A 6,000-nucleotide genomic window follows, 5' to 3' on the forward strand; every position below is an offset into this window, starting at 1 on the left:
AAGGTGCCCAGCCCATACCGCGGCCGGTACCTGGGCGCCCACCCCATGGCACGATGGCTGCCAACCTGCCGCCGCGTCCCGCGGACGGGCACCGTGAAGGAGCTTCGATGAACGACACTCCGGGCTGGGCCTCGCCCGGATCCTCGCCGTCCGACGGGCGGGAACCCGGCGCGTCCGGCCCCGCCGAGCCCACCGACCGCCCTGGGCCGGCACAACCCGCCGAGCAGCCGGGAGCGGACCCCGAGGGCCCAGGCTCGAAGTGGTCCAAGGAGCAGCCGCCCGCAGGCCAGTGGTCCGCGCCCACGGGCCCCCCGGCCCCCGGGCAGGCCCCACCACCCCCGCCGCCCGGCCCGGGCTGGGGCGGCCGGCCCCCCACGGGCCCCGGAGGCTACGGGCCCCCTGGAGGCCACGGCAGCGGTTACGGAGGCCAGGGCGGATACGGGGCCCCCGGCGGATACGGCACGCCCGGCCACGGAGCCTGGGGCGGCGGCTGGGGCGGCCCGCCGCCCGCCGCCAAGCCCGGTGTCATCCCGCTGCGCCCGCTCGGCGTGGGCGAGATCCTCGACGGCGCCGTCTCCACCATGCGCACCTACTGGCGCACCGTCCTCGGCATCTCGCTGACGGTCGGCGCCGTCACGCAGGTCGCGATGATCCTCCTGCAGGGTCTGGTCCTCAACGACACGGCGACCACCGGCACCCTCAACGACCCCAGCGCCACCCTCGGTGAAGTGGTCCGCGCCCTGACCGAGGTCGCGATCAGCACAGGCGTCGTCGCGGTGATCTCCATCGTCGGCACCATCATCGCGACCGCCCTGCTGACGACCGTCACCAGCCGCGCCGTCCTCGGCAAGCCGGTGACCGCCGGCGAGGCCTGGCGGGACGCCCGCCCACAGGTCGTGAGGCTGTTCGGCCTGCTCGGGCTGCTGATGGTCATCGTGGTCGGCGTACTGCTCCTGGGCGCACTGCCCGGCATCGTCGTCGGGGTCTTCGGCGGCAGCAGCGCCGCCACCGTCGCGCTGATCGTCCTGGGCGTGCTCGGCGCGAGCATCGTCACGCTGTGGCTGATGGTCCGCTTCTCCCTCGCCTCTCCCGCACTGATGCTGGAGAAGCAGGGCATCACGAAGGCGATGAGCCGCTCCGTGAAACTGGTCCGCGGCTCCTGGTGGCGCGTCCTGGGCATCCAGCTGCTCGCCGCGATCATCGCCAACATCGTCTCGTCGCTCGTCGTGATCCCCTTCACCCTGCTCGCGGGCATACTCGGCGGTGGCGGCGCCGTGAGCATCTTCAACACCAGCGGCAGCGGACACCTCGGCTGGACGTTCCTGATCGTCAGCGGCATCGGCTCGATGATCGGCTCCATGGTCACGCTCCCGATCAACGCGGGTGTCACCGTCCTCCTCTACATCGACCACCGCATCCGCCGCGAGGCCCTCGACCTCGAACTGGCCCGCGCCGCCGGAGTCCAGGACTACGGCACCGCCGTCGCCGGCCCCACCCCCGGGAGCTGACGGGGTGAGCCTGACGGGGGGAGTCCTCACCACGGCACCTGCGCTGCCGAGCGCCGCCGCATCAGCGGCACGCTGCCTGCTGCGCGCCCAGGCCACGGGCGTGCTCTCACTGGCCCACTCGGGCGACGAGCCACCCGTGACCACCCCCCGCGACCCCGCACGGGAGGCGGCGCGCCGCGAGCTGTCCAAGCGGATGTACCACGAGAACGACCCCGGCCTGCTCCAGCGCGCCCTGACCGCGTTCTGGCACTGGGTCGACCGCCTCCTCAGCACCGCCGCGTCCGCGACCCCCGGCGGAACCCTGGGCCTCGTCATCGTGGTCCTGGCCGTCGTCGTGGTCCTGGCCGCCCTCTGGTGGCGCCTGGGCACTCCACGCCGCCGACCCGCCTCCGCCGTCCCCCTCTTCGACGACCGCCCCCGCAGCGCCGCCGAACACCGCGCCGCCAGCGAGGCACACGGTGCCCAGGGCCACTGGAACCAGGCCGTCCAGGAACGCATGCGGGCCGTCGTCCGCGCCCTGGAGGAGCGGGCCCTGCTCGACGTGCGCCCCGGCCGCACCGCCGACGAGGCAGTCGCCGAGGCCGGACGCCTCCTTCCGTCCCACGCCGACCGACTGCGCGCCGCCGCCCGGGAGTTCGACGACGTCACATACGGCGGACGCAGGGCGAGCCAGCAGTCGTACCACCGCATCGCCGAACTCGACGCCGAACTGGAACGCACCAGGCCCGTCCTCACGAGCAGCGTCCACAGCACGGCCGCCAGCACGCGCCAGGGGGCAGCCGAATGACCGTCGAGGCCGCCCTCCCGACCACCTCGGCAGCGCCCACCGCCCGCCAGGTGTGGACCCGCTCGCGAGGCGTCGTACTCGCCCTCGTCCTGCTCCTGGTGGCGGCCGTCGCCATCGCCGCCGTCCGCTCCACCGCCCGCCACGGCGAGCTGGACCCGCGCTCCGCCGACCCCTACGGCAGCCGCGCCGTCGCCGAACTCCTCGCCGCCCGGGGCGTGTCCACCCGCGTGGTCACCACTCTCGGCCAGGCACGCGCCACGGCCGGCCCGGACACCACCCTCCTCGTCGCCACCCCCGACCTGCTGACACGACCTCAGCAGACCGCGCTGCACTCCGCGACCGCCGCCTCCGGCGCACGCACCGTCCTCATCGCCGCCGGCGGCTGGTCCATCGAACGGCTCGCCCCCGGGGTCACCGCGGACCCCGCCACCAGCCTCCGCTCGACGCTCGACCCCGACTGCGCCCTGCCCGACGCCCGGCGCGCGGGCAGCGCCGACACCGGCGGCATCCGCTACACCACCACCCACCTCGACGCCGACTCCTGCTACCCCAGCGAACGCCTGGCCACCCTGGTCCGTGTGCCCTCGGCATCCGGAGGCGGCGACACCATCGTCCTCGGCGCGCCCGACATCCTCTTCAACAACCGCCTCGACAAGCAGGGCAACGCCTCGCTCGCCCTCCAACTCCTCGGCTCCCGCCACCATCTGGTCTGGTACCTCCCCTCCCTCTCGGACACCTCGGCCACCGGGAACAGCGGACGCAAAGGCCTGCTCGACCTACTCCCCTCGGGCTGGCTGTGGGGCATCCTGCAGCTCTTCGTCGCGGCAGCCCTGGCGGCACTCTGGCGGGCACGTCGCCTCGGTCCCCTCGTGCCCGAAAGACTCCCCGTCGCGATCCGCGCCTCGGAAACCGTCGAAGGCCGCGCCCGCCTCTACCGCAAGGCCAACGCCCGCGACCGCGCGGCCGCCGCCTTGCGCTCCACCACCCGCACTCGTCTCGCCCCCCTCGTAGGCGTTCCCGTCCCGCAGGCGCACGCGCCCGAGGCCCTGCTGCCCGCCCTCTCCGCCCACCTGCACAGCGACGGACAGAACCTGCACTCCCTCCTGTTCGGACCGCCGCCCGGCGACGACGCGGCCCTCATCGCACTCACCGATCAACTCGACGCCCTCGAAAGAGAGGTACGCCGTCCATGATGGACCCGACCACTGACAACGCCGGGTACACCGGGGACGCGGGCACCGCCCGGGCCTCCCTGGAAGCCCTGCGCGCCGAGATCGCCAAAGCCGTGGTCGGCCAGGACCCCGCCGTGACCGGCCTCGTCGTCGCGCTCCTGTGCCGCGGACACGTCCTCCTCGAAGGAGTCCCCGGAGTCGCCAAGACGCTGCTCGTCCGCACGCTTGCCTCCGCGCTCGAACTCGACACGAAACGCGTCCAGTTCACCCCGGACCTCATGCCGAGCGATGTCACCGGCTCGCTCGTCTACGACACCCGCTCCGCCGAGTTCTCCTTCCAGCCCGGCCCCGTCTTCACCAACCTCCTTCTCGCGGACGAGATCAACCGCACCCCGCCGAAGACCCAGTCCTCCCTGCTGGAAGCCATGGAGGAACGTCAGGTCACGGTCGACGGCACGCCACGCCCGCTCCCCGAACCGTTCCTGGTCGCCGCGACCCAGAACCCGGTCGAGTACGAGGGGACGTACCCCCTGCCCGAAGCCCAACTGGACCGTTTCCTGCTCAAGCTGACGATCCCTCTGCCGTCCCGGCAGGACGAGATCGACGTCCTCACCCGGCACGCCGAGGGCTTCAACCCGCGCGACCTGCGCGCCGCCGGCGTACGCCCCGTCGCCGGTCCCGCGGACCTGGAGGCGGCCCGAGCCGCCGTCGCCAAGACGGCCGTCTCTCCGGAGATCACGGCCTATGTGGTGGACATCTGCCGCGCCACCCGCGAGTCACCGTCCCTCACCCTGGGCGTCTCCCCGCGCGGCGCCACCGCTCTCCTCGCCACCGCACGCGCCTGGGCCTGGCTGACCGGCCGTGACTACGTCATCCCGGACGACGTGAAGGCCCTGGCTCTGCCCACGCTCCGCCACCGGATCCAGCTGCGCCCGGAGGCGGAGATGGAGGGCGTGACCGCCGACTCCGTCATCAACGCGATCCTCGCCCACGTCCCGGTGCCCCGCTGATGGCCCTCACCGGACGAGCCGCTCTCCTGGCCGCTCTCGGCTCCCTCCCCGTCGGTATCTGGGAACCGGGCTGGACGGGGCTCCTCGCGGTCAACGGCCCGCTGGCCCTGGCCTGTGCCTGCGACTTCGCGCTCGCGGCACCCGTACGCCGTCTCGTGCTGTCCCGGTCCGGCGACACCTCCGCGCGTCTGGGCGAGGCCGCGGACGTCACGCTCACCGTCACCAACCCCTCCTTCCGCCTGCTGCGCGCCGAGCTGAGGGACGCCTGGCCGCCGAGCAGCTGGCAGCCGGGCACGGAGGTCGCCGCATCCCGTCACCGCCTCTCCGTGCCGGCAGGCGAGCGCCGACGTGCGACGACGCGCCTGCGCCCCACCCGTCGAGGCGATCGCCGGGCGGACCGCGTGACCATCCGCTCGTACGGCCCCCTCGGCCTCTTCTCCCGGCAGGGCACCCACAAGGTTCCCTGGACGGTACGGGTCCTGCCCCCCTTCGCCAGCCGAAAGCATCTGCCGTCGAAACTCGCCCGATTGCGTGAACTCGACGGCCGCACCAGTGTGCTGACTCGCGGCGAAGGCACGGAATTCGACAGCCTGCGCGAGTACGTCCCCGGTGACGACACCCGTTCCATCGACTGGCGTGCCACGGCCCGGCAGACCACGGTCGCGGTTCGCACCTGGCGTCCCGAACGTGACCGGCACATCCTGCTGGTTCTCGACACCGGCCGCACGTCCGCCGGCCGCGTCGGCGACGCACCCCGTCTGGACGCCTCCATGGACGCGGCGCTTCTCCTCGGGGCGCTCGCCTCGCGTGCAGGCGACCGGGTGGACCTCTTGGCGTACGACCGCCGGGTCCGCGCTCTGGTGCAGGGCCGCTCGGCCGGCGACGTTCTGCCGTCCCTGGTGAACGCGATGGCGTCGCTCGAACCGGAACTGGTCGAGACGGACGCCCGTGGTCTCACGGCCACGGCACTTCGTACGGCTCCGCGACGCTCCCTGATCGTCCTGCTCACGACGCTCGACGCGGCACCTGTCGAAGAGGGCCTGCTCCCTGTCCTTCCGCGGCTCACCCAACGGCATACGGTGCTGGTGGCGTCCGTGGCCGACCCGCATGTCGCCCGGATGGGGGCGGCTCGCGGAAGCACCGAGGCCGTGTACGAGGCCGCGGCAGCGGCTCAGGCGCAGGCGGAACGTCATCGTACGGCCGAGCAACTGCGTCGGCACGGTGTGACGGTGGTGGACGCGACGCCTGATGATCTGGCTCCGGCGCTGGCGGACGCCTATCTGGCTCTGAAGGCGGCGGGTCGACTCTGAGGTGGCCGTCCGGGAAAAAAAGCAAAACCCCCCAAAGAGCTCTGGAAAGGCCCTGAAGGGCTCTGAAGGGCTGTGAACGCAGAAAACCCCGCATCTTTCGATGCGGGGTTTTCCCAAGAATTGTTCGGCGGTGTCCTACTCTCCCACAGGGTCCCCCCTGCAGTACCATCGGCGCTGTGAGGCTTAGCTTCCGGGTTCGGAATGTAACCGGGC

The 6,000-nt window shown here is 72.7% G+C and carries 5 protein-coding genes and 1 rRNA gene; 5 read left to right on the forward strand and 1 reads right to left on the reverse strand.

Annotated features, from left to right (window positions below):
* Nucleotides 1-107 precede the first annotated feature (107 nt).
* From ACFYMM_RS31115 to ACFYMM_RS31135, 5 genes are read left to right on the forward strand one after another with little or no spacing between them, the layout of a single operon-like run.
* Nucleotides 108-1,508: a glycerophosphoryl diester phosphodiesterase membrane domain-containing protein gene (locus ACFYMM_RS31115; protein WP_388392409.1), complete on the forward strand. Its 1,401-nt coding sequence runs from the start codon at nt 108-110 to the stop codon at nt 1,506-1,508.
* Between the two features lie 4 nt (nt 1,509-1,512).
* Entirely contained in the window at nt 1,513-2,295 is a 783-nt protein-coding gene (locus tag ACFYMM_RS31120; RefSeq protein ID WP_388392411.1) for a DUF4129 domain-containing protein, read from the forward strand.
* The gene (locus ACFYMM_RS31125; protein ID WP_388392414.1) at nt 2,292-3,488 is read left to right on the forward strand and encodes a DUF4350 domain-containing protein; all 1,197 of its coding nucleotides are present in this window, start codon (nt 2,292-2,294) and stop codon (nt 3,486-3,488) included. Before ACFYMM_RS31120 ends, ACFYMM_RS31125 begins: the two co-directional genes overlap by 4 nt.
* Nucleotides 3,488-4,477, forward strand: coding sequence for an AAA family ATPase (locus ACFYMM_RS31130; protein WP_388392444.1), 990 nt, complete (start codon nt 3,488-3,490; stop codon nt 4,475-4,477). Before ACFYMM_RS31125 ends, ACFYMM_RS31130 begins: the two co-directional genes overlap by 1 nt.
* On the forward strand, nt 4,477-5,787 hold the full coding sequence (locus tag ACFYMM_RS31135) for a DUF58 domain-containing protein (RefSeq protein ID WP_388392416.1): 1,311 nt from the start codon (nt 4,477-4,479) through the stop codon (nt 5,785-5,787). Before ACFYMM_RS31130 ends, ACFYMM_RS31135 begins: the two co-directional genes overlap by 1 nt.
* A gap of 122 nt (nt 5,788-5,909) precedes the next feature.
* Here the strand turns inward: ACFYMM_RS31135 and rrf are convergent.
* Nucleotides 5,910-6,000 (reverse strand): 5S ribosomal RNA (rrf, locus tag ACFYMM_RS31140); the annotation flags it as partial.

Source organism: Streptomyces sp. NPDC006739, assembly GCF_042869815.1.
In the GTDB taxonomy this organism is placed as follows: Bacteria; Actinomycetota; Actinomycetes; order Streptomycetales; family Streptomycetaceae; genus Streptomyces.

Bases quoted from the DNA above. Each gene is read 5' to 3' on its own strand.
- ACFYMM_RS31125 (WP_388392414.1), top strand. From the start codon at position 2,292: ATGACCGTCGAGGCCGCCCTCCCGACCACCTCGGCAGCGCCCACCGCC.
- ACFYMM_RS31135 (WP_388392416.1), top strand. From the start codon at position 4,477: ATGGCCCTCACCGGACGAGCCGCTCTCCTGGCCGCTCTCGGCTCCCTC.
- ACFYMM_RS31130 (WP_388392444.1), top strand. From the start codon at position 3,488: ATGGACCCGACCACTGACAACGCCGGGTACACCGGGGACGCGGGCACC.
- ACFYMM_RS31115 (WP_388392409.1), top strand. From the start codon at position 108: ATGAACGACACTCCGGGCTGGGCCTCGCCCGGATCCTCGCCGTCCGAC.